The 22,391-nt window shown below is 44.4% G+C and carries 24 protein-coding genes; 19 read left to right on the top strand and 5 right to left on the bottom strand.

Annotated features, from left to right (window positions below):
- Positions 1-4: 4 nt before the first annotated feature.
- The 4 genes from C4K46_RS04820 to C4K46_RS04835 form a co-directional block, all read right to left on the bottom strand.
- Positions 5-1,723: a phospho-sugar mutase gene (locus C4K46_RS04820; protein WP_209627741.1), complete on the bottom strand. Its 1,719-nt coding sequence runs from the start codon at positions 1,721-1,723 to the stop codon at positions 5-7.
- Between the two features lie 146 nt (positions 1,724-1,869).
- Positions 1,870-2,436, bottom strand: coding sequence for an ECF transporter S component (locus C4K46_RS04825; protein ID WP_209627742.1), 567 nt, complete (start codon positions 2,434-2,436; stop codon positions 1,870-1,872).
- Positions 2,426-2,974, bottom strand: coding sequence for a phosphopantothenoylcysteine decarboxylase (coaC, locus tag C4K46_RS04830; protein WP_209627743.1), 549 nt, complete (start codon positions 2,972-2,974; stop codon positions 2,426-2,428). The genes C4K46_RS04825 and coaC overlap by 11 nt, the downstream gene beginning before the upstream one ends.
- 9 nt (positions 2,975-2,983) lie before the next feature.
- Positions 2,984-3,670 (bottom strand): phosphopantothenate--cysteine ligase, encoded by a 687-nt coding sequence (locus tag C4K46_RS04835; protein ID WP_209627744.1) that lies wholly within the window; start codon positions 3,668-3,670, stop codon positions 2,984-2,986.
- Between the two features lie 164 nt (positions 3,671-3,834).
- On the opposite strand from C4K46_RS04835, the gene C4K46_RS04840 reads away from it, so the two are divergent.
- From C4K46_RS04840 to topA, 13 genes are all read left to right on the top strand, one after another.
- The gene (locus C4K46_RS04840; protein WP_209627745.1) at positions 3,835-4,329 is read left to right on the top strand and encodes a GNAT family N-acetyltransferase; all 495 of its coding nucleotides are present in this window, start codon (positions 3,835-3,837) and stop codon (positions 4,327-4,329) included.
- Between the two features lie 49 nt (positions 4,330-4,378).
- Entirely contained in the window at positions 4,379-5,035 is a 657-nt protein-coding gene (locus tag C4K46_RS04845) for a DNA alkylation repair protein (protein ID WP_209627746.1), read from the top strand.
- A 296-nt stretch (positions 5,036-5,331) separates the two neighbouring features.
- Entirely contained in the window at positions 5,332-6,408 is a 1,077-nt protein-coding gene (locus C4K46_RS04850) for an aspartate-semialdehyde dehydrogenase (protein ID WP_209627747.1), read from the top strand.
- A 43-nt stretch (positions 6,409-6,451) separates the two neighbouring features.
- Positions 6,452-7,333 carry a 4-hydroxy-tetrahydrodipicolinate synthase gene (gene dapA, locus C4K46_RS04855; RefSeq protein WP_209627748.1) on the top strand — a complete coding sequence of 294 codons (882 nt, stop codon included), beginning with the start codon at positions 6,452-6,454 and terminating at the stop codon, positions 7,331-7,333.
- Between the two features lie 163 nt (positions 7,334-7,496).
- Complete coding sequence (locus C4K46_RS04860; protein WP_209627749.1) at positions 7,497-8,000, top strand: GNAT family N-acetyltransferase; 504 nt, start codon at positions 7,497-7,499, stop codon at positions 7,998-8,000.
- A gap of 29 nt (positions 8,001-8,029) precedes the next feature.
- Entirely contained in the window at positions 8,030-8,368 is a 339-nt protein-coding gene (locus tag C4K46_RS04865) for an ATP cone domain-containing protein (protein WP_209627750.1), read from the top strand.
- Positions 8,369-8,411: 43 nt separating this feature from the next.
- On the top strand, positions 8,412-8,924 hold the full coding sequence (locus tag C4K46_RS04870) for a hypothetical protein (RefSeq protein WP_209627751.1): 513 nt from the start codon (positions 8,412-8,414) through the stop codon (positions 8,922-8,924).
- Positions 8,925-9,126: 202 nt separating this feature from the next.
- Positions 9,127-9,978, top strand: a complete 852-nt coding sequence (gene ylqF, locus C4K46_RS04875; RefSeq protein ID WP_209627752.1) for a ribosome biogenesis GTPase YlqF — start codon at positions 9,127-9,129, stop codon at positions 9,976-9,978.
- On the top strand, positions 9,965-10,735 hold the full coding sequence (locus tag C4K46_RS04880; RefSeq protein WP_209627753.1) for a ribonuclease HII: 771 nt from the start codon (positions 9,965-9,967) through the stop codon (positions 10,733-10,735). Before ylqF ends, C4K46_RS04880 begins: the two co-directional genes overlap by 14 nt.
- Before the next feature lie 13 nt (positions 10,736-10,748).
- Positions 10,749-11,009, top strand: a complete 261-nt coding sequence (locus C4K46_RS04885; protein WP_209627754.1) for a hypothetical protein — start codon at positions 10,749-10,751, stop codon at positions 11,007-11,009.
- A 57-nt stretch (positions 11,010-11,066) separates the two neighbouring features.
- Positions 11,067-12,089 (top strand): ROK family protein, encoded by a 1,023-nt coding sequence (locus C4K46_RS04890; RefSeq protein WP_209627755.1) that lies wholly within the window; start codon positions 11,067-11,069, stop codon positions 12,087-12,089.
- 69 nt (positions 12,090-12,158) lie between these two features.
- A complete protein-coding gene (dprA, locus tag C4K46_RS04895; RefSeq protein WP_209627756.1) occupies positions 12,159-13,007 on the top strand; it encodes a DNA-processing protein DprA in 849 nt (282 codons plus the stop codon).
- A 92-nt stretch (positions 13,008-13,099) separates the two neighbouring features.
- Positions 13,100-15,184 (top strand): type I DNA topoisomerase, encoded by a 2,085-nt coding sequence (gene topA / locus C4K46_RS04900; protein WP_209627757.1) that lies wholly within the window; start codon positions 13,100-13,102, stop codon positions 15,182-15,184.
- A 147-nt stretch (positions 15,185-15,331) separates the two neighbouring features.
- Here the strand turns inward: topA and C4K46_RS04905 are convergent, their stop codons facing one another.
- Entirely contained in the window at positions 15,332-15,622 is a 291-nt protein-coding gene (locus C4K46_RS04905; RefSeq protein ID WP_209627758.1) for an AraC family ligand binding domain-containing protein, read from the bottom strand.
- A 229-nt stretch (positions 15,623-15,851) separates the two neighbouring features.
- Between C4K46_RS04905 and trmFO the strand changes: the two genes are divergently transcribed.
- From trmFO to C4K46_RS04935, 6 genes are all read left to right on the top strand, one after another.
- Complete coding sequence (trmFO, locus tag C4K46_RS04910; RefSeq protein WP_209627759.1) at positions 15,852-17,186, top strand: methylenetetrahydrofolate--tRNA-(uracil(54)-C(5))-methyltransferase (FADH(2)-oxidizing) TrmFO; 1,335 nt, start codon at positions 15,852-15,854, stop codon at positions 17,184-17,186.
- Between the two features lie 82 nt (positions 17,187-17,268).
- Positions 17,269-18,093, top strand: coding sequence for an alpha/beta hydrolase (locus C4K46_RS04915; protein ID WP_209627760.1), 825 nt, complete (start codon positions 17,269-17,271; stop codon positions 18,091-18,093).
- A gap of 90 nt (positions 18,094-18,183) precedes the next feature.
- Entirely contained in the window at positions 18,184-18,924 is a 741-nt protein-coding gene (locus tag C4K46_RS04920) for an esterase family protein (protein ID WP_209627761.1), read from the top strand.
- An 11-nt stretch (positions 18,925-18,935) separates the two neighbouring features.
- The gene (locus C4K46_RS04925; RefSeq protein ID WP_209627762.1) at positions 18,936-20,105 is read left to right on the top strand and encodes an ATP-grasp domain-containing protein; all 1,170 of its coding nucleotides are present in this window, start codon (positions 18,936-18,938) and stop codon (positions 20,103-20,105) included.
- A gap of 204 nt (positions 20,106-20,309) precedes the next feature.
- A complete protein-coding gene (locus tag C4K46_RS04930) occupies positions 20,310-21,278 on the top strand; it encodes a thiamine pyrophosphate-dependent dehydrogenase E1 component subunit alpha (RefSeq protein WP_209627763.1) in 969 nt (322 codons plus the stop codon).
- 112 nt (positions 21,279-21,390) lie between these two features.
- On the top strand, positions 21,391-22,383 hold the full coding sequence (locus tag C4K46_RS04935) for an alpha-ketoacid dehydrogenase subunit beta (protein WP_209627764.1): 993 nt from the start codon (positions 21,391-21,393) through the stop codon (positions 22,381-22,383).
- Positions 22,384-22,391 lie beyond the last annotated feature (8 nt).

Below are 22,391 nucleotides of genomic sequence, written 5' to 3' on the forward strand. Positions count from 1 at the left end.
ATTCTTATTTAATAAAGTCCTCGATTTCTTTTTCGATATTGGCAATTTTTTCTTCTGCATCTTGATTAGAAGAGCCGACAACAGCAATATAGAATTTAATCTTAGGTTCAGTTCCTGAAGGACGGACAGCAATCCAGGAGCCATCAGCCAGGGTGTATTTGAGGACATCTGACGGAGGAGTAGTGAGGGCAGTCACATTTCCTGCAGAGTCAGTTGAAGTCAATTCCTTGAAGTCTTCCCTTACTGCAATATCTGTGGCATTGAATTGAGCTGGAGCTTCCTTGCGGAATTTACCCATGATAGCCTTGATTTGAGCGGCACCATCTACACCGGATAGGGTGACAGATAAGGTCTTTTCTGCGAAATAACCATACTCTTGGTAGATTTCTTCGATACCGTCAGCTAGGGTTAGGCCACGTGAGCGGTAGTAGGCAGCAATTTCTGCGACCATCAAAACAGCCTGAATAGCATCCTTGTCACGAACAAAAGGTTTAATCAGATAACCAAAGCTTTCTTCAAAACCAAAGAGGTAGGTATGGTTGTGCTTTTCTTCAAACTCGGCAATCTTTTCAGCAATGAACTTGAAGCCGGTCAAGACATTAAACATTTTTGCCCCATAGCTTTCGGCAATCTTCGCTACCAAATCGGTGGAAACGATAGACTTGGCTAGGGCCGCATTGGCTGGCAGAGTTCCTGCGGTCTTGTGGGCTTCTAGGATATACTTGGCAATGATGGCTCCGATTTGGTTACCAGATAGGTTTTTGTAAGAACCATCTTTTTGGAGGACCTCTACCCCAACCCGGTCTGCATCAGGGTCAGTGGCAACCAAGACATCCGCTCCCACTTGACGACCTAGTTCTTCAGCCAGGGCAAAGGCTGCTTGACTTTCTGGGTTTGGTGAAGCAACAGTAGAGAAGTCAGGGTCAGCGACGGCTTGGCTTTCAACCACTTGAACAGAAGCAAAGCCAGCCTGGGCTAGGGCTCTACGAGCCAACATTTCCCCTGTACCATGGAGAGGAGTATAGACAATCTTCATGTCCTTACCGTAGTTGTCAATAAGATCTTGGTTGATGTTGACAGATTTGACTTCTTTTAGATATTCCTGGTCAATATCTTCCCCAATAACCTTGATGAGGCCAGAAGCTTTTTCTGCTTCAAGGTCAGCAACCTCAACTTGGAAAGGATTTTCGATGGCCCGGATGTAGTTGGTTAGAGCATCGGCATCAGCCGGTGGCATTTGTCCCCCATCCTCACCATAGACTTTGTAGCCATTGAAAGGTGCAGGGTTGTGACTAGCTGTAATCATAATTCCAGCAAAGGTTCCCAAGTGACGAACAGCAAAAGAAAGCTCAGGTGTCGGTCTTAGGGCCTCAAAAACGTAGGATTGAATCCCGTGTTTAGCCAAGACAGCTGCAGATTCAAAGGCAAATTCAGGTGAGAAGTGGCGGCTGTCGTAGGCGATGGCAACCCCACGTTTTTTATAGGATTCCCCTTTTTCCTCAATCAAGCGAGCCAAACCTTCAGTAGCTTGACGGACAACATAGATATTGATTCGGTTGGTACCAGCACCAATCAAGCCCCGCATACCGGCTGTACCAAATTCAAGATTGGTGTAAAAGGCATCTTCCTTGGTCTTTTCGTCCATAGCCAACAAATCTTGACGCAGATAGGCTGGCAGTTCAGCATAGTCAAGCCATTTTTGGAAATTTTCCTGATAAGTCATAGTAGGGTCTCCTTTATTTAAAATCTAAGAGGGTCAAGAGGAAGAAGGACTAGAAGAAAGATTCTCAAGCGATTTTCCCCTAAACACAATTATTTAATCGCTTTCATTATAGCATCTTTTCATAAAAAAATCACGCCTTGGCGTGATTATTTTCTAACTTTTTCAAGACTGGGAACAATCAAGATGGTCAAAAAGGCTGCTATGACTAATTCCAGGATTGAATTGGCTGATAGGATAAGGGCTAGGAGGGCCTGAATGTCGCCCTTGTAAACATTTGAAAATAGAATGAAAATCCCGCCCAAGACAAAGATAGTGTTGGTAGCAGATCCGACAGCTCCGGCCAAGACCAGGCCTGCCTTATTTTTAAGGCTCTTGTAGACAAAATAAGGGCTGATACCGACCAAGATTCTGGGTAAGATGGCAATAAGCAGTGAATAAAGATTCCCGTTTTCAACAAAGGGACTAAAGAGATAGCTTGTCGGAAGCAAGATGACGGTGTTGGTGATGACACTGATGATTCCCATCAAGGCCCCTAGAATAGCCCCGACTCTAGGACCATAAAGGATACTAGCTATAATAACTGGGATATGAATCAGAGTGGGTTTGATAGGAACCGGGAGAATATTAAAGATAATCGAACTCAGAAAATGAATGACCAACATGAGGGCAAAAAAGATAGCAATCGGGGCGATAATGGATGGTTTACGCTTCATTGTTAAGGACTTCCTTTACCTTTCTTAAAATATCTTGAGGCTCAGCCAGAGCACCAGTTCCCTTATCTCCACAAGCCAGCAGGGCCTGGCGCGGAGCAACCAAGTCATAACCTAATTTTTGCAGGAATTTTAGGTTGGCCTGGGTGATGTAATTTTCATACATCTTGGTATTCATAGCGGGAGCGATAATTTTTTTCTGACTCCTATCCAGAGCCAGAGCGGTGCTAGTTACCATATTATCAGCTAAACCGTTGGCGAGTTTAGCGATTGTATTGGCAGTGGCTGGCGCTATTAGAAAAAGATCGCTATTCTTGGCAATTTCAATATGGTTGACCTTACTGGGGTCTGGTTCGGCCATGATGTCATAATGAACCCTATTTTTGGATAGGACTTGTAGGGTCAAGGGAGTGATGAACTCCATGGCTGCCTGGGTCATTAAAACAGTCACCTGGTAGCCTTCCTTGGTCAAAAGACTGACCAAATCAGCTGCCTTGTAGGCGGAGATGCTGCCGGTAACGGCTAAAGTAATCTTTGTCATAGCTATCCTCTATTCTGAATGTGAAAGGCGCTCTAGTAAGAGCTGGGCGATTTCTTGCTTGGTTTTGGCTAGGTTTTCTTCTTTTTCATCAACTAGATAGGCCAGATGTTGCTGGTCATCAATAGTAGTCAAGTCATTAGCGACGATGATTTCTGCTTGATTTTTAAGCAGACTCTCGCGAGCGACCTGGATAAGCTCTTCCTTGGAAACATCTACTAAAAGCTTAAAACCAACCAGTCTGATTTTGGGATTCCAGGTCTTGACCAGGCTGATGATTTTGGGCGTTTTCTTAAGAAAGAGCACCTGAAAATCCTCCTCGGAGGAAATTTTACTTTCCTGGTTTTTCATTGTTAAAAATTCTTCCAGCTTGCTGGCCTGGGCAAGTTGGCTAAAGCCAGTCATATAGCTAGGGCTATAATCTGACACAGCCATGGCGTGAATCAAAACATCATGTTCCTTGACCAGGGGTTCTAGGGTTTCAAGTAGGTCGGCTACATTTTCGACCGTCAGAATCTTTAGCCTGGCATCTGGCTCAGGCTTTAGAGCCTTGGGGCTGGTCACTAGGGTTACTTGATGTCCCCTGTCCAAGAAAGTTTCTGCTATCAGCTTACCCAGCTGGCCTGTGGAATGATTGGTAATAGAGCGTACCCGATCGATTTTTTCACTGGTCCCGCCCGAAGTGATTAAGATTTTCATACTTATTATTTTACAGGAAAAAGGTCAATTCGTAAAATATTAGCTTACCAGATTCAAAACTAGGGCTGAGTTCAGCTTTTTGGCCCCATATCTGATAAAATAGATTCAGACTTTTATACTTATTACTTTTTACTTTCTTACTAGGAAAATTATGGAGGTAGATAATGGAAATTAGAAGGGCTAGGAGGGAAGATGCGGCCCAGTTGCTGGCTATTTACCGCCCCTATCTGGAGCAGACGGCCATCACCTTTGAAACGCAAGTCCCTACTATAGAAGAGTTTGAAAGGCGCATTGAAAAGACCTTGGCCAACTATCCTTACCTGGTGGCAGAAGAAGCGGGTCAACTTGTCGGCTACGCCTACGCTTCAGCCTATTATCAGCGGGCGGCCTATGATTGGACGGTGGAATTATCTGTCTATGTGGACACAAGTAAGCGGAGTAAAGGGGTTGGTAGTGCCCTGTATGAGGAGTTGGAAGAACAATTAAAAAAGCAGGGCAAGGTGAATTTTCTGGCCTGCATCGCCCTCCCCAATGAAGCCAGCATCCTCTTTCATCAAAAACGAGGCTATATCCAAGTGGCCCATTTCCCTAAAATTGGCTATAAGTTTGGTCGTTGGCATGATATCGTCTGGCTGCAAAAGAGGCTTGCAGATGACTGAGGGCTTTTCCTTTTGCTTGCCTTCCAACCATTCCCATAAAGGAGGAAATATGATTGATGAAATTTTGAAAGAGTTAGTGGCAGTAGCTGACGAGGAAGATGCTGTCAAGATGCGTGCCTATATGAAAAACCAATTTGCCTACTTGGGCGTGAAAACGCCTGTTCGACGAAAAGTGGCTAAAGCCTGCTTTAAAAAATATCCTAAATCTAAAATTGACTGGGACTTCATAAGGCAGGCTTGGGAAAACCCTTATCGGGAGCTTCAATATGTGGCTTTGGATTATTTGCGAAGCAAGAAAAAACTGCTGACACCTGCTGATCTGCCCAAGCTAAAAAAGCTGGCTCAAAGCAAGTCTTGGTGGGACACGATTGACCATTTAGATATGACTATTGGCGACCTTGTTTTCCGTTTTCCTGAGTGTACGGCGACGATCTTGGCTTGGAGCGAGGACTCTGATATTTGGTTGCGGCGCTTAGCGATCGACCACCAGTTGCTGCGAAAGGAAGAGACGGATACGGCTCTTTTGGAGCAAATTTTACTTAATAATTTAGAGCAGACGGAGTTTTTCATCAACAAGGCAATCGGCTGGAGCTTGCGTGATTATTCCAAGACCAACCCTCAATGGGTGGCGGATTTTATAGACAAGCATGGTGGTCAAATGGCAAAATTAAGTATCAAGGAAGCTAGTAAATATCTGATAGACTGAGAAAACAAGTTGCTAGCTCTGCCATTTACCGAAATCAAAAACTTGACATTTAATACAGTATCATAGTATACTTACAAAGTGCGATGAGTCGATAGGTGGCGCAAGCCACTATCTAGCATGGGAGGTCATTACGCAGGAGCGGACCTTGATAAGTTGTGTGAACCTGCTTATCACACGAAAGTGCCCTCTCCCTACCTTTTGGTAGGGATTTTTTTATGACTTTTCATTTTTCAAAAAAAATGTTACAATTACGTTATTGTAAAAATTTTTAGAAAATTTATTGATGAGGTAGATTTATGGGATACACAGTTGCGGTTGTAGGTGCTACTGGTGCGGTTGGCGCTCAAATGATTAAGATGCTGGAAGAGTCTAGCTTGCCAATCGATAAGATTCGCTACTTGGCTTCAGCCCGTTCAGCAGGCAAGTCACTCCAGTTTAAGGGGCAAGAGGTCCTGATTGAAGAGACGACCGAAGATGCCTTTGTGGGCGTGGATATTGCCCTTTTCTCTGCTGGAGGATCAACTTCGGCCAAGTATGCTCCTTATGCGGTCAAGGCTGGGGCAGTTGTTGTGGACAATACCTCTCACTTCCGCCAGCATGACCAGGTTCCTCTGGTTGTTCCAGAGGTCAATGCTCATGCCCTGGACCAACATCGTGGAATCATTGCCTGCCCTAACTGTTCAACCATTCAAATGATGGTTGCTTTAGAGCCAGTTCGGCAAAAATGGGGCTTGGATAGGATTATCGTTTCCACCTATCAGGCGGTTTCTGGTGCAGGTATGGGAGCTATTCTTGAAACAGAGCGGGAATTACGCCAGGTTCTGAATGAAGGGATCAATCCCCGCGATGTTCAGGCTGAGATTTTACCGGCTGGTGGGGATAAGAAACACTATCCAATCGCCTTTAATGCCCTGCCTCAAATCGATGTCTTCACCGATAATGACTATACCTATGAAGAGATGAAGATGACCAAGGAGACTAAAAAAATCATGGAAGACGACAGCATCGCAGTTTCTGCTACCTGTGTGCGTCTTCCTATCCTGTCAGCCCACTCTGAGTCAGTCTATATCGAGACCAAGGAAGTTGCGCCAATCGAGGAAGTCAAAGCAGCCATTGCAGCCTTTCCAGGTGCTGTTTTAGAGGACGATGTTGCTCATCAAATCTATCCCCAAGCTATCAATGCTGTTGGTAGTCGTGATACCTTTGTCGGGCGGATTCGCAAGGACCTAGATGCTGAAAAGGGCATCCACATGTGGGTTGTATCGGACAATCTTTTAAAAGGGGCAGCCTGGAACTCTGTTCAAATCGCAGAAAGCTTGCATGAGCGTGGCTTGGTTCGGCCGACAGCAGAAGTCGTCTTTGATTTAAAATAATAACTTTTCACTATTTAACAACATCTATTACTTAGGAGGATTTATGTCTATCGAACAATTAAAAAATGCGAAAATCATCACTGCCCTAGTAACGCCTTTTAATCAAGACGGCAGCATCAACTTTGCTGCCCTTCCTAAGTTGATTGAGCACCTCTTGGCCCACCATACAGAAGGGCTCATCTTGGCTGGAACAACTGGAGAAAGTCCAACCTTGACCCATGAGGAAGAGCTGGAACTTTTTCGGGCAGTTCAGGACATTGTTCAAGGGCGCGTTCCTTTGATTGCAGGGATTGGGACCAACGACACGCGCGACTCAATTGAGTTTGCTCGCAGGGTGGACGAATTTGGTGGATTTGCAGCCGGTCTCGCTGTAACCCCCTACTACAACAAGCCTAGTCAAGAAGGGATGTATCAGCACTATAAGGCAATTGCGGAAGCCTCAAACTTGCCCATTATCGTCTACAATGTACCAGGTCGGACAGTGGCAGGGCTTGATGTGGAGACATCACTACGCCTCGCTCAGTTACCAAATATCATTGCCATTAAAGATTGTACCGGTGTTGACAATCTAGCCTATCTGGTGGAACACGCGCCAGAGGATTTCCTGATTTATACAGGGGAAGACGGTTTGGCCTTTCATGCCAAGGCGCTGGGCGCTCATGGAGTTATTAGCGTGGCTTCTCACACAAACGGAGATGAGATCTACGATATGTTTGCAGCCCTTGATTCGGGAAACATCAAGGAAGCAGCGCGTATCCAACGTCAATTCCTTCCCAAGGTAGATGCCCTCTTTTCTCAAGCAAGTCCAGCTCCGCTCAAGGCTGTTCTCAACCATCAGGGCTTTGAGGTCGGCCCGCTTCGTCTCCCTCTGGTTGCTTGTTCAGAAGAATCAGCAGCAGAGATTGTCAAGATTGTAGAAGCCTAACCAAATAGACTTTATGGCTAGGTTTTCTAAACTTCGTTTTAAAAATCTAAAATGAAAGAAGGGTAGATTGTGGTGAAATCTGCCTTTTCTTTTACAATTTTTTGAAAAATTTTTGAAAAAAAGGTATAATGAGAGGGTGACTTCTACATAAGGAGATGAGCCTATGTTGAACATTCGTAAAGCAAGTTTGACGGACTGGCAGGATTTGCAAACGGTTTGCCAGACTTCCTGGCGGGATACGTATAAAAATATTTATTCCCCAGCCTATCTGGAAAAAGTTTTCCAGATGTTTTATAGCGAGGAGCGTTTGCGACAGGATATTATTGAACATTCGGCTCAGTGGCATGGTTATTGGCTGGCAGAAGAAAATGGACAAGTCTTGGGCTGTATTGGTGGTGGCATGAACGAAGAGGGCGAAGGCAATGTTTACCTTCTTTATGTTCTGCCAAGTCAACAGCGAAAAGGCCTTGGACATGCCTTGCTTGCTACTTTAACCAAACATCAAAAAGAGGTTTTTCAAGCTCGCAAGCAATGGGTTAGCGTGGCAGAAGGCAATCAAATCGGTATTCCTTTTTATGAGAAGGAAGGTTTTGAATTTGTAGTTGCTAGTGAAAATTGGATTGACCCTAGTCAGGCTCGCGACTTACAATATGTCAGAAAAATTTAGTTAATAATAATTTATAAAAAGAGGTGCTTATGCAAGTTATTAAACGTGATGGTCAAATCACTAATTTTGACCCAGAGAAGATTTATCAAGCAATTTTGAAGGCTGCGCAGACCGTCTATGTCTTGACCGATGATTTGCGGCAAAACCTAGCCTTGGTGACCAAGAAGGTTGTCCTGGATTTGGAAGAGGCTAGAGTGGAGCGGGCAACAATCAGCATGATTCAGTCCATTGTAGAACACCGTCTATTAGGAGCTGGTTACATCACCATTGCCGAGCACTATATCTCCTATCGTCTCCAACGTGATTTGGAGCGTAGTGGTTACGGTGACCACATTGCAGTTCACCTTCATTTTGAACAAATAAGATAAGAGTTGGTGGGCTCAGCCCGCCTTTTTCTCTAGGAGGAGCCTTATGATCAATCTCCCTATTTTACTATTGGAAAGTCTAGTCTGGTCTGGCCTCTGGATGCTTATGGTTGCACTTACTATCCGCTATTTCCCTTGGGCTATCGAGCATGATTACCCCCAGGATGTGCGTGAGGCTGCTGCTCTACCTAATCCCAGTCCCCAGCAAAAGAAAAGAACGGTTCTCTTTGCAACAGTCAGCTTTGGCCTTTTGTTTCTTTTTGTTATTTTATCGGTTTTCTTGACTTATGAGCTAAAAACTTTGTCTTTTGCAACTATCTTTTTGCATGTCTTCATCATGTCCATGACTTGGAATGTGGTGGATTTATTGGTGCTTGATTGGTTACTGATTTGCGTCTGCTCTTCCAAATTCTTCATCCTTCCCAAGACCGAAGATTGCGCAGGAAACAAGGATTATCTCCACCATTTCAAGGGTTTTCTCAAAGGGATGATTACCATGACGGTGCTATCTCTTTTATTGACAGGAATTATTTTCCTGCTCCTTCAATTGCTAAAGTAAAAGTGGCTTAAGAGCTGCTTTTTATTTTGTTCTTATTTCTTTTTTGGAAATAAAGGCTTGCCAATGTTCTAGGATTTTAAAGAAAATTTAGAAAGTAGATAAATTGGACGACAGGGCTTATTGATGGCTCCCCTAAGTAGAAATATGGTAAAATAGGACTAAAGTTTTTAAAGTTTACAATGTTCAAAGAAAGGAATCTAAGATGACAAGCATTCAATGGTTTCCTGGACACATGTCCAAGGCCAGACGCCAGGTTCAGGAAAATATCAAATTTGTGGATTTTGTGACTATTTTAGTCGATGCCAGACTCCCCCTATCCAGTCAAAATCCCATGCTGACTAAAATCGTGGGAGACAAGCCCAAACTGCTTATTTTAAACAAGGCTGACTTGGCAGATCCTGTCTGGACCAAGGAATGGAGAGCCTATTTTGAGAATCAAGGGATTAAGACTTTAGCTATCAATTCCAAGGAGCAGGCCACTGTAAAAAAAGTAACTGAAGCTGCCAAGGCTCTGATGAAGGACAAATTAGAGCGGCAAAAAGAGCGGGGTATTCAAATCGAGACCCTGCGCACCATGATTATCGGCATTCCTAATGCCGGAAAGTCCACGCTCATGAACCGTTTGGCCGGCAAGAAAATTGCGGTCACCGGAAATAAACCTGGTGTTACCAAGGGCCAGCAGTGGCTAAGGACTAATAAGGATTTAGAAATTTTGGATACTCCTGGGATTCTCTGGCCCAAGTTTGAAGATGAGCAAGTAGCCTTAAAACTTGCTTTGACAGGAGCTATCAAGGACAACCTCCTACCTATGGATGAGGTAACGATTTTTGGTATCAATTTTTTCAAAGCGCACTATCCCCAAGAGTTAGAAGCTCGTTTTAAGCGGATGGATCTGGAAGAGGCAGCGCCAGAAATTATCATGGATATGACCCGCAATCTTGGTTTTCGGGATGATTATGACCGGTTTTACAATCTCTTTGTCAAGGAAGTTCGTGATGGCAAATTGGGCCGCTATACCCTTGATCGGCTGGAGGATTTAGATGGCGACGATTAAGGAGGTCAAGACCCTCTTGGCAGAGATTAACCATCTGGATAGTCCAATTTTTGAAGAATTCTCACGTGATAAGCGTTCAGGCGTTCAGAAGGCTATTGAGCAGCGTAAGCGAGAGATTCAAGCTAGGCTCGATGAAGATGAGCGTTTAGAAAACATGCTGCGCTACGAAAAGGATTTGTATGCCCAAGGTTTTCAACTTATCGCAGGCATTGATGAAGTGGGTCGTGGTCCCCTGGCGGGGCCGGTCGTTGCAGCGGCGGTTATTTTGCCTAAAAATTGCAAGATAAGAGGCCTTAACGACAGTAAGAAAATTCCCAAAAAGAAACATGAGGAAATCTACCGAACGGTTCAAGAAGCAGCGCTTGCTATTGGACTTGGCGTCGTCGATAATGAAATGATTGATCAGGTCAATATCTACCAGGCTAGTAAGTTAGCCATGCAAGAGGCTTTGGCCCAATTAGCTATTCAACCAGACTATCTCTTGATTGATGCCATGGAGCTTCCAGTAGATTTAGGCCAGCAAGCCCTTATCAAGGGGGATGCCAAGAGCTTATCCATTGCAGCAGCCTCAATAGTAGCCAAGGTCACCAGGGATAAAATGATGGCAGACTTTGACAAGGTCTATCCTGGTTATGATTTTGCTAAAAATGCAGGCTACGGCACCAAGAGTCATCTAGCTGGCTTAGAGAAATACGGCGTGACAGCCATTCATCGCAAAACATTTGAGCCAGTCAAAAGTTTACTTGCTAAAAAATGATTGGAGGAATCTAATGAGTCTATTTTCCAGATACATTGGTGGAAAAATCGCTAGGGCAACAGTCGATAAGATAGAAAGTTCCAAGCATCGTGATATTTATTATATCCTTATTTGCTTGGGGTTGGCAGCCCTTTTCCTCTATGCTCTACTTTATAATGTTTTTGTCGGCAAATACACGACAACCGTCCTGATTGGAATGCTTCTCTGTGCCTTACTGGCTGCGCTTTTCCTCTTTTGTGGCATGGTGCTTTTGCTGAGAAAATTAAAAAAATAAATAAGAGGGACCTGCTCTGAGGGAGAAAGATAAAAATAGTAAAATAAGGAAGGTGCTATGACGCAAAACTATCTGACGATTGACATTGGCGGAAGCTTTATCAAATCTGCCTTAATTGACGATGAAGAGCACTTTAGTCAGCTAGCCAAAACGCCCACGCCAGATAATCTGGAGGAATTTTTGGCGACCTTGACCGAGTTGATTGCTAGATACCAAGACTCTATCGCTGGAGTCGGAATTTCTTGCCCTGGTGATATCAATACTCAGACCGGTTATGTTCACAAAGGGGGACTTCTGCTTTATTTGAAGCGGTTTCCGTTAGGTCAATATTTAAAGGAGAAATTCGACTTGCCTGTGGCTGTCATGAATGACGGGGACTGTGCAGGTCTTGCTGAGGCGAGATATGGTGAGTTGAAAAATTTCACTTGTGGCGCAGTTTTGGTTTTGGGTACAGGTGTGGGTGGTACCGTTGTCATCAATGGCAATCTCTTGTCAAACGCGCATTTTCAATTGGGCGAGCTAGCTGAAAAGCTGCGCTTGACCAGTGACAAAGCTCTTTTTAGTCAAGAGGGGACTTTTTCTAAAATTTGGGAATTGCATGGATACGGGCTAGAAAGTCTGCGTACCAATGCGGGTTCCGCGGTTCAGTTTGTCAAGAGAGCTAGTCAGCAAATGAATTTGGCAGAAGCAGACGGTGCGCAAGTTTTCGAACTCTTGCAGCAGGGAAATTCAAAGGAGTTGGAGCAGATGTTTGCCGATTATTGCCACGAAATCGCTTATTTGATTTTAAATTTACAGGCGATTTTCAAACTAGAATGCGTGGCTATTGGTGGCGGTATCAGTAGCCAAGCGCTTTTGATTGAGGAAATCAATCGCCAGTATAGAAGGTTGATACAAGAGGAGCCTTTTGCGCAAATCTTTGCTCCTCTACCAATTCTTGCTTGTCGCCATCACAATCAAGCTAATTTACTAGGAGCTTATTGCCACTTGCAGGATAAGTTAGATGAGCCAGCAGTGGAAAACAAGGAATTCTTCGACATCTTTTCCTTTTTTAGTCTTGATGATAAAACTAGAAAATAAAGTTGGATTGTGCCAACTTTTTTATTTTTTTACGAATAAATAAAGAAAGGATTTAAGAAAGGAAAGTCAATGGATAATTTTGGAATTTATAAGTTGAAGCAGGCAGGTCTCAATAACCAGCAGGTCTTAAATGTCCTGTCCTACCTGGAGATGCAGGAGGAGGATGAGGAGCTTTCTCCTAGAGATTTGGCGGTGGTATCAGAATGTCGCAATCCCGCCCTGTTTATGGAAAGGTATAGGCAATTAGACGAGGACCTGCTAAGGGAAAACTTTGACCAGTACCCTTCTTTTTCTATTTTAGATGATGTCTACCCTTGGGATTTGAGTGAGATTTATAATGCCCCCTCGCTATTATTTTATCAGGGCAATCTAAAGCTACTAGATCTCCCTAAGGTGGCGGTTGTCGGCAGCCGTAATAGTAGTAGGAGTGGAAATAAGGCAGTAGAAAAGGTGATTAAGGAATTAAATAATGAACTGGTTATCGTTAGTGGTCTAGCCAGAGGGATTGACACAGTTGCCCACATGACTGCCCTGCAAACAGGAGGGCGCAGTATAGCAGTTATCGGAACAGGTCTGGATGTCTACTATCCTCGAGAAAATACCCGCCTCCAAAAATACCTGGCTAAAAATCATCTGGTCTTGAGTGAGTACGGCCCTGGCGAGCCACCCCTGAAATTTCACTTTCCTGAGCGTAACCGGATTATTGCCGGGCTTTGTCGAGGAGTTATCGTAGCCCAGGCCAAGATTCGCTCAGGAAGCCTAATTACTTGCGAGCGGGCCATGGAGGAGGGACGAGACGTTTTCGCCATCCCTGACAGCATTTTAGATGGTCAAAGTGCTGGTTGCCACCGTCTGATTCAGGAAGGTGCCAAGTGCATTAGCTCGGGTTCTGACGTCCTAGCTGAGTTTCAATTTTAAAACAAGTTTTCCTATAAGAGAAGTTACTAGTTGACAAGCCTTAAAAAATAGTTTAAACTCTATGAGGTTTATAACTTTTTGAGGTGTAGATATTGGTAACAAAAACAAAGAAAAAAACTGCAAGCAAGAAAAACCTTGTGATTGTAGAATCGCCTGCTAAGGCAAAAACAATTGAAAAATATTTAGGAAGAAACTATAAGGTCCTGGCCAGTGTTGGTCATATTCGTGATTTGAAAAAATCAACCATGTCGATTGATTTTGATAATAATTACCAGCCAGAGTATATCAATATTCGTGGTAAGGGACCGCTTATCAACGACTTGAAAAAAGAGGCCAAGAAGGCCAAACAAGTCTTTCTAGCAAGTGACCCGGACCGCGAAGGAGAGGCTATTTCTTGGCATCTGGCCCACATCTTAAACTTAGATGCCCAGGACAAAAATCGAGTGGTCTTTAACGAAATTACCAAGGATGCAGTAAAGAATGCCTTCAAGGAACCGAGGCAAATTGACATGGACTTGGTTGATGCCCAGCAGGCGCGGCGGGTCTTGGACCGAATTGTGGGTTATTCTATTTCCCCTATTCTCTGGAAGAAGGTCAAAAAGGGCTTGTCTGCCGGACGGGTCCAATCCGTTGCGCTCAAGTTGATTATTGACCGTGAAAATGAAATCAATGCCTTTAAACCAGAAGAATATTGGACGATTGATGGGACCTTTAAAAAGGGCAACAAGCAATTTCAAGCTAGCTTTTACGGTCTCAATGGCAAGAAGGTCAAGCTATCGAGCAATGAGCAAGTCAAGGAAGTCTTGGCCCAGCTGACCAGTAACGATTTTGTGGTTGAGCAAGTGGATAAAAAGGAGCGCAAGCGCAATGCGCCCCTGCCTTACACGACCAGCTCCATGCAGCAAGATGCGGCTAATAAAATCAACTTCCGAACTCGTAAGACCATGATGGTGGCCCAACAGCTCTATGAAGGAATCAATATCGGCTCTGGTGTGCAAGGTTTGATTACCTATATGCGTACAGACTCGACCCGTATCAGCCCTGTGGCAGCAAATGAAGCTGCGAGCTTTATCACAGAGCGTTTCGGTCAAAACTACTCCAAGCACGGTAGCAAGATGAAAAATGCTTCTGGAGCTCAAGATGCCCATGAGGCTATTCGTCCGTCCAGTGTTCATCATACGCCTGAGGCTATTGCCAAGTACTTAGACAAGGACCAGCTCAAGCTCTATACCCTGATTTGGAATCGCTTTGTGGCCAGTCAGATGACAGCAGCTGTCTTTGATACCATGAGTGTAAAATTGGGTCAAAACGGCGTGCAATTCACGGCCAACGGTAGTCAGATTAAATTTGATGGATACTTGGCTATTTATAATGACTCGGATAAGAATAAGATGCTGCCGGACATGGAAAAGGGCGACCAGGTCAAGCGGGTCAATACCAATCCTGAACAGCATTTCACCCAACCGCCAGCCCGCTATTCGGAAGCAACCCTTATCAAGACCTTGGAAGAAAATGGAGTAGGACGGCCCTCAACCTATGCCCCAACCATTGAAACTATCCAAAAGCGCTACTATGTCAAATTGGCTTCCAAGCGCTTTGAGCCAACTGAATTGGGCCAAATCGTTAACTCCTTGATTGTCGAATTTTTCCCAGATATTGTCGATGTCAAGTTTACGGCCGGTATGGAAACTAAACTTGATGATGTCGAAGTCGGAAAAGAAGAGTGGCAGAAGGTCATCGATGCCTTTTACAAGCCTTTTGAAAAGGAAGTCATCAAGGCTGAAGAGGAAATGGAGAAAATCCAGATTAAGGATGAACCTGCTGGATTCGACTGTGAAGTTTGTGGTAGCCCTATGGTCATTAAGCTGGGTCGCTACGGTAAATTTTACGCTTGTAGCAATTTCCCAGACTGTCGCCATACCCAGGCCATTGTCAAGGAAATCGGCGTGACTTGTCCGCAGTGTAAAGAAGGTCAGGTCATTGAACGCAAGACCAAACGCAACCGCCTCTTTTATGGCTGCAATCGCTATCCAGACTGTGACTTTACCTCTTGGGATAAGCCAGTAGGGCGGAATTGCCCTAAATGTGACCACTATTTGGTTGAGAAAAAAGTACGGGGCGGCGGCAAGCAAGTCGTATGTAGCAATGGGGACTACGAAGAAGAAAAAGTGAAATAATACTCATTGAAAATCAAAACTATCTGTTGTTGACTTCGACTTGCCGTACCCAAGTACTGCCTGCGTCTCGTCGCCTAGGCTATTTTTGATTTTCTTCGAGTATAAAAAGAAAGAGCTTGGGATGACTTTTCCTAAGCTCTTTAGTATTTAATAAAGCAGTTGTTTGATTACATAGAGATGGCTATCTTCAAGGCCAACCAAACTATGTAGTTCATTGGGTTCCATGGTTAGAAAACTGCCTGGGACCAACTGGACGGTTTCTTGGCGGGTTGAGAAGTCTACCTTTCCTGCCAGACAGATAACCGTAACGAGGGCATCGGCACTGTGTTCTGGGACTTCCTTGCCAGCAGCCAGGTGCAAGTGGTGGATGATGCGTCCTGATTCTTGGACGGGTGTTTCAGCAAACTCTGCTTGCTTATCAATGGTGTAAAACTTCATGATTGAACCTCCGTAATCCTTTTCTTATATTGTAGCACAATTCTCATTTTCCTACAAAGTAGAAAGGGAAAGAAGGGTATTTTACATAACTTATATTATGTGAAACAAATCAAGTCAGTCAATAACTATCTGGCTCGTCTTTTGGCTATTTTTTTGTTATAATAACAAAAGTTTAAAATAAATAGAAAGATTTGAGCCAGTCCTTGATGGCTGGCAAGAGGTATTGGTTTTGTCTCAATCTTATATCAATGTGATTGGTGCAGGTCTGGCAGGGAGCGAAGCGGCTTATCAAATTGCCAGGCGGGGTATTCCTGTCAAACTCTATGAAATGCGGGGAGTTAAGTCAACACCCCAGCATAAAACCAGCGATTTTGCTGAATTGGTTTGTTCCAATTCTTTTCGGGGGGACTCGCTGACCAATGCGGTCGGCCTCTTAAAAGAAGAGATGCGTAGATTAGGTTCTGTCATCATGAAGGCGGCTGAAAGTACCCGCGTTCCAGCCGGGGGCGCCCTAGCTGTGGATAGGGAAAGCTTTGCCCAAAGAGTGACAGAAGAGGTGAGCCAGCATCCCTTGATTGAGGTGATTCGTGAAGAGTTGACAGAGCTTCCGACAGATACAATCACTGTGATTGCGACAGGTCCCTTGACTAGCGATGCCTTGGCTGAAAAAATTCATCAGCTGAATGGCGGCGACGGTTTTTACTTTTATGATGCAGCAGCACCAATTATCGATGTCAATAGCATCGATCGGAGCAAGGTCTATCTTAAATCCCGCTATGACAAGGGGGTGGCTGCCTATCTCAACGCTCCCATGACTAAGCAGGAGTTTATGGATTTTCATGAGGCCCTGGTCAATGCAGAAGAGGCTCCCCTTAATTCCTTTGAAAAGGAGAAGTATTTCGAGGGTTGTATGCCCATTGAGGTCATGGCCAAAAGAGGAGTCAAGACCATGCTCTATGGTCCCATGAAGCCGGTAGGGCTGGAGTATCCGGATGACTATCAAGGGCCGCGTGACGGTGATTTCAAGACCCCTTATGCGGTTGTTCAACTACGGCAGGACAATGCGGCAGCTAGTCTTTACAACATAGTAGGTTTTCAAACCCATCTCAAATGGGGTGAACAAAAACGAGTCTTTCAAATGATTCCAGGTTTAGAAAAGGCAGAGTTTGTTCGTTACGGGGTCATGCACCGTAATTCCTATATGGACTCTCCCCAACTCTTGGACCAGACCTTTCGCTCTAAAAAGGCTCCCCACCTCTTTTTTGCCGGCCAGATGACTGGAGTAGAGGGCTATGTGGAGTCAGCAGCCTCTGGTCTGGTAGCTGGTATCAATGCTGCCCGTCTTTTCAAACAAGAAGAACCCCTAATCTTCCCAGAGACCACAGCCATTGGGAGCCTGCCCCACTATGTCACCCACGCCGATAGCAAGCACTTCCAACCCATGAATGTGAACTTTGGCATCATCAAGGAGTTGGAAGGCCCCCGCATCCGTGATAAAAAGGAACGCTATGAAAAGATTGCTGAGCGAGCCTTAAAAGACTTACAATTTTATCAAGAATTTTAAAAAAGTTAGGAAAAGCCTAACTTTTTTCTTGATTTTATGGTATAATAAATAAAAAATTTTGAAAATAGAAAGTTTTCTGAAAATGAACAAAGCCTATTTTTATCTTGATATGAAAAGTCATGAACTAGAGGTTCCCTATACTAAGAAAAAAAGAAGGGTTCGTGTTTTATTACCTAAAAATTATGCCAAGGACAAGGAAAGGACCTATCCAGTGGTCTATTTTCATGATGGGCAAAATGTGCTCTACAGCAAGGAGTCCTTTAGCGGTCATTCTTGGAAGGTCATTCCAACCATTAAGCGCAATCCAGATATTGAAAGAATGATTGTCGTAGCCATTGACAATGATGGCTTTAACCGCATGAATGAGTATTCGGCTTGGAAATACAAGGAAGCTAACATTCCCGGTGTCCAGTTTGGTGGCAAGGGGACGGAGTATGCCGAGTTTGTCATGGGGGTGGTCAAGCCCTTTATCGATCAGCATTATCGGACCAAGACCGACAAGGCCCATACAGCCATGGTGGGGTCCTCACTCGGAGGCAATATCACCCAGTTTATGGGGATTGAATACCAGGAGTCTATTGGTTGCTTGGGAGTCTTTTCATCGGCCAACTGGATCCACCAAGAGTCCTTTGATCGTTATTTGGCTCGCCAGAAGTTAGAGACTAATCAGAGGGTCTTTATCTATGTCGGGACGGAAGAAGCTGATGATACCGATAAGACCTTGATGGCTGGTAATATCAAGCAGGCCTATCTGGATTCGTCTTTGACTTACTATCGTCAGCTAATCGCTCAAGGCCTGGACCTTGATAATTTGCTTTTGCGGATTCAGGCGGGAGCTGAGCACAATGAAATCGCCTGGGCCGAAAACTTGCCAGCCTGTCTCAGATTCTTTGGCGAAAAGTGGTGAATTTTTTTAGAAAAGCTAGCAGGATTGCTGAGTGTCAGTCTTTATCAGTCTGAGTTGTTTTTTTCTCTTAAGTAAATGGAGGTAGTAGAGATGCATGTTGAATTTTTAAGTCATTGGAGTGGTCAGTTAAATCGAGAAATGCCCCTCAATCGTTATGGGCACGCAGGGCTTCCTGTTCTGGTCTTTCCTTCCTCGGGTGGTAGTCACAATGAATATGCTGATTTTGGAATGATTGAGGCCTGTGCAGGCTTTATCGAGGCTGGAAAGATTCAGTTTTTCACCCTGTCTACTGTCGATGATGAAAGCTGGCTGGCTAATTGGAAAAATGGGCATGATCGGGCCGAAATGCACCGGGCCTATGAGCGTTATGTCATCCAAGAAGCGATTCCTTTTATCAAGCACAAGACCGGTTGGTTTGATCCGATGATGACCACAGGTTGCTCAATGGGGGCCTACCATGCCCTCAATTTCTTCTTGCAGCACCCTGATGTCTTTAATAAGGTGATTGCCCTAAGTGGCGTTTATGATGCTCGTTTCTTTGTTGGAGACTTTGGTCATGATGAGGCGGTTTACCAAAATTCGCCAGCAGACTATATCTGGAATCAGAATGACGGCTGGTTTATCGATCGCTATCGTCAGGCTGATGTCATTATTTGTACAGGTTTGGGTGCTTGGGAGCAGGACGGTCTGCCTTCCTTCTATACCCTAAAAGCCGCTTTTGATCAAAAGAATATTCCGGCCTGGTTTGCTGAGTGGGGCCATGATGTTTCCCACGACTGGGTCTGGTGGCGGAAACAAATGCCTTATTTCCTCAATGAATTAAATCTATAAGGGAGGTTGCTATGAATTATCTCGTTATTTCTCCGTATTATCCGCAAAATTTTCAACAATTCACTATTGAACTAGCCAATAAGGGAATCAAGGTTTTAGGGATTGGTCAAGAGCCTTATGAGCAGCTAGATGCGCCTCTAAGGGAGGCCTTGAGCGAATATTTTCGGGTGGAAGATTTAGAAAATCTAGATGAGGTCAAGCGGGCTGTGGCCTTTCTTTTCTACAAGCACGGCCCTATCGATCGGATTGAGTCCCATAATGAGCACTGGCTGGAGCTAGATGCCGCTCTTAGGGAGCAATTTCATGTTTTTGGTGCCAAGCCTAGAGATTTGGACAAGACCAAGTACAAGTCCAAGATGAAAAAATATTTCACCAAGGCGGGTGTTCCTGTGGTGCCGGGGCAAGTTGTTAAAAAGCCAGCAGACATTGATAAGGCCCTAAAGGAGATTGGCCTACCCATGATTGCAAAACCAGACAATGGAGTGGGAGCAGCGGCGACCTGCAAGCTGGAGAGCAAGGAAGATGTGGAAGCCTTTCGGGCAGAATGGGACCAGACTACTGTCTATTTCCTGGAGAAGTTTGTTAATTCCAGCGAGATTTGTACCTTTGATGGTCTGCTTGACAGTCAGGGAAATATTGTCTTTTCAACCACTTTCGACTATGCCCACACCCCTCTTGATTTGATGCTCTATAAGCTGGATAATTCCTACTATATCTTGAAGGATATGGATCCCAAGCTAAGAGAATATGGTGAAAAAATAGTGAAAACTTTCGGGATGAAAGAGCGTTTTTTCCATATTGAATTTTTCCGTCAAGGTGACGACTACATCGCGATTGAGTACAATAATCGTCCGGCAGGAGGCTTCACCATTGACGTTTATAACTACGCCCACTCGATTGACTTGTACAAGGGTTATGCCTCTATCGTGGCAGGAGAAGGTCTAGCTCCATCAGAGTTTGAGCCCCTTTACTGTCTGGCGACCACGCGCCGCGATGCGACGGACTATTATTATCCGGAAGATTTTGTTCTCGACAAATACCGTGACCAGCTGAAGACTATCAAACGCATGCCAGCCGCCTTTGCCGAACTGCAAGGGGATTGGCTCTATCTCTTAACTACGCCAGATAGGGCGCAAATGGAGCAGATGATTGCTGATTTTGCTCGTAAGGCAGAGGACTAGCCTTTAAAAAGTTTGTGAATTTTTTGTTTAAGATTAGCTAACTAGTTTATCTATAAGGTAAACTAGTTTTTAATTTGTGAAAAAAATAAGCAAATATTTTGACAGGGTTTTCATATTGTTTTAGAATAGAAGAGCATGATGTTGGCGAGAAAACGTTTTCTCGCTGATATCTGAAAAGGTAAATTATAGAAAGGCTATATTTTCATGGCGACATTAGACAAATCTTTATTATTGGAAATGTTCAGGAAGATGGAAGAAATCCGTCGAATGGATTTGAAAATTGCACAATTGGTTAAAAAGGGGAAGGTCCCTGGGATGACTCACTTCTCAGTTGGTGAGGAAGCGGCTAGCGTTGGGGCGATGCTGGCTTTAAATCCAGATGATTTAATTACCTCCAATCACCGCGGGCACGGACAAGCTGTGGCCAAGGGGATTGATCTGAATGGAATGATGGCTGAAATCCTAGGTAAATATAATGGAACTTGTAAAGGAAAAGGTGGTTCCATGCATATCGCTGACCTGGATGCTGGAAATCTGGGAGCTAACGGTATCGTTGGTGGCGGTATGGGAATTGCTGTCGGAGCAGCCCTGACCCAGCAAATGCACAAGACTGGTAAGATTGTAGTTTGTTTCTTTGGTGATGGAGCTACTAATGAAGGGGTCTTCCACGAAGCCATGAATATGGCCTCTATTTGGAACTTGCCAGTCATTTTCTACTGTATCAATAATGGCTATGGTATTTCTGCTGACATTAAAAAGATGACCAACATCGAGCATATCCATGAAAGAAGTGCAGCTTACGGTGTGCCAGGTATGTTTATCGAGGACGGAAACAATGTCTTGGATGTTTATGAAGGTTTCCAAAAGGCGGTTGAGCATGCTCGCAGCGGTAAGGGGCCTGTCTTGATTGAGAGTGTGACCTATCGTTGGTTGGGTCATTCATCATCTGACCCAGGTAAGTACCGGACGCGTGAAGAAGTGGATGAATGGAAGAAGAAAGATCCGATTGAAAACCTTCGCAAGTACCTAGTGGAAAACCAAATCGCAAGCGCTGAAGAATTAGAAGCGATTCAGGCAGATGTTAAGGAAGCGGTTGAGGCTTCTGTTAAATTTGCAGAAGAAAGTCCCTTCCCACCATTAGAGTCTGCTTTTGAGGACATCTACGCAGACTAATACTAGGGCTTGATTTCATCTTTCTAACTCTAAGAAAAATTCCGGGAAAGATTGAAGTCAACTTCCTATTTAGCGCTTTATTTTAAAAAGATTACGAGAGGAAAAATTTTTAATGGAAACAAAACTAATGTCATTTCGTGATACCATTATCCTAGCTATGTCTGAGGAGATGCGTCAGGATCCCGATGTACTCTTGATGGGTGAAGATGTAGGTGTCTTTGGTGGAGACTTCGGTACTTCTGTAGGTATGCTGGAAGAATTTGGTCCAGAACGAGTACGAGATTGTCCTATTTCTGAAGCTGCTATTTCTGGTGCAGCAGCAGGAGCTGCTATGACTGGACTTCGTCCGATTGTTGATATGACCTTTATGGACTTTTCGGTTATTGCCATGGATGCTATTGTCAACCAAGCAGCCAAAACTCGCTATATGTTCGGTGGAAAAGGGCAAGTACCAATGACCATTCGTTGTGCTGCCGGAAATGGGGTCGGTTCTGCAGCCCAACACTCCCAATCACTAGAGTCTTGGTTTACCCATATCCCAGGACTTAAGGTAGTAGCTCCAGGGACACCGGCTGATATGAAGGGCCTCCTCAAGTCCTCTATTCGGGACAATAATCCAGTCATTATCCTAGAGTACAAGTCAGAATTTAACCAAAAGGGAGAAGTTCCTCTAGACCCTGACTATACAATTCCTCTAGGAGTGGGAGAAATCAAAAAAGAGGGAACAGATGTAACCGTTGTTACTTATGGAAAAATGCTTCGTCGTGTGATGCAGGCAGCAGAAGAGTTGGCTCAAGAGGGGATTTCGGTCGAAGTTGTTGACCCTCGCACCTTGGTACCGCTTGATAAAGATATTATCATTAACTCTGTCAAGAAAACTGGAAAAGTTGTTTTAGTTAATGATGCCCACAAGACAAGTGGCTTTATCGGTGAGCTTTCTGCGATTATTGCTGAATCAGAAGCCTTTGATTATCTGGACGCGCCAATTCGTCGTTGTGCGGGGGAAGATGTACCTATGCCTTATGCTCAAAATCTTGAGAACGCTATGATTCCAACGGTTGATAGCATTAAGGAAGCCATTCGTAAAACTGTTAATAAAGACTAAGGAGAAGC

The organism is Streptococcus oricebi (assembly GCF_017883985.1).
GTDB classification, from domain to species: Bacteria; Bacillota; Bacilli; order Lactobacillales; family Streptococcaceae; genus Streptococcus; species Streptococcus oricebi.

Excerpts from the sequence above, each read along its gene's own strand:
- C4K46_RS04820 (WP_209627741.1), bottom strand. The coding sequence starts at position 1,723 with ATGACTTATCAGGAAAATTTCCAAAAATGGCTTGACTATGCTGAACTG.
- C4K46_RS04825 (WP_209627742.1), bottom strand. The coding sequence starts at position 2,436 with ATGAAGCGTAAACCATCCATTATCGCCCCGATTGCTATCTTTTTTGCC.
- coaC (WP_209627743.1), bottom strand. The coding sequence starts at position 2,974 with ATGACAAAGATTACTTTAGCCGTTACCGGCAGCATCTCCGCCTACAAG.
- C4K46_RS04835 (WP_209627744.1), bottom strand. The coding sequence starts at position 3,670 with ATGAAAATCTTAATCACTTCGGGCGGGACCAGTGAAAAAATCGATCGG.
- C4K46_RS04840 (WP_209627745.1), top strand. The coding sequence starts at position 3,835 with ATGGAAATTAGAAGGGCTAGGAGGGAAGATGCGGCCCAGTTGCTGGCT.
- C4K46_RS04845 (WP_209627746.1), top strand. The coding sequence starts at position 4,379 with ATGATTGATGAAATTTTGAAAGAGTTAGTGGCAGTAGCTGACGAGGAA.
- C4K46_RS04850 (WP_209627747.1), top strand. The coding sequence starts at position 5,332 with ATGGGATACACAGTTGCGGTTGTAGGTGCTACTGGTGCGGTTGGCGCT.
- dapA (WP_209627748.1), top strand. The coding sequence starts at position 6,452 with ATGTCTATCGAACAATTAAAAAATGCGAAAATCATCACTGCCCTAGTA.
- C4K46_RS04860 (WP_209627749.1), top strand. The coding sequence starts at position 7,497 with ATGTTGAACATTCGTAAAGCAAGTTTGACGGACTGGCAGGATTTGCAA.
- C4K46_RS04865 (WP_209627750.1), top strand. The coding sequence starts at position 8,030 with ATGCAAGTTATTAAACGTGATGGTCAAATCACTAATTTTGACCCAGAG.
- C4K46_RS04870 (WP_209627751.1), top strand. The coding sequence starts at position 8,412 with ATGATCAATCTCCCTATTTTACTATTGGAAAGTCTAGTCTGGTCTGGC.
- ylqF (WP_209627752.1), top strand. The coding sequence starts at position 9,127 with ATGACAAGCATTCAATGGTTTCCTGGACACATGTCCAAGGCCAGACGC.
- C4K46_RS04880 (WP_209627753.1), top strand. The coding sequence starts at position 9,965 with ATGGCGACGATTAAGGAGGTCAAGACCCTCTTGGCAGAGATTAACCAT.
- C4K46_RS04885 (WP_209627754.1), top strand. The coding sequence starts at position 10,749 with ATGAGTCTATTTTCCAGATACATTGGTGGAAAAATCGCTAGGGCAACA.
- C4K46_RS04890 (WP_209627755.1), top strand. The coding sequence starts at position 11,067 with ATGACGCAAAACTATCTGACGATTGACATTGGCGGAAGCTTTATCAAA.
- dprA (WP_209627756.1), top strand. The coding sequence starts at position 12,159 with ATGGATAATTTTGGAATTTATAAGTTGAAGCAGGCAGGTCTCAATAAC.
- C4K46_RS04905 (WP_209627758.1), bottom strand. The coding sequence starts at position 15,622 with ATGAAGTTTTACACCATTGATAAGCAAGCAGAGTTTGCTGAAACACCC.
- C4K46_RS04915 (WP_209627760.1), top strand. The coding sequence starts at position 17,269 with ATGAACAAAGCCTATTTTTATCTTGATATGAAAAGTCATGAACTAGAG.
- C4K46_RS04920 (WP_209627761.1), top strand. The coding sequence starts at position 18,184 with ATGCATGTTGAATTTTTAAGTCATTGGAGTGGTCAGTTAAATCGAGAA.
- C4K46_RS04925 (WP_209627762.1), top strand. The coding sequence starts at position 18,936 with ATGAATTATCTCGTTATTTCTCCGTATTATCCGCAAAATTTTCAACAA.
- C4K46_RS04930 (WP_209627763.1), top strand. The coding sequence starts at position 20,310 with ATGGCGACATTAGACAAATCTTTATTATTGGAAATGTTCAGGAAGATG.
- C4K46_RS04935 (WP_209627764.1), top strand. The coding sequence starts at position 21,391 with ATGGAAACAAAACTAATGTCATTTCGTGATACCATTATCCTAGCTATG.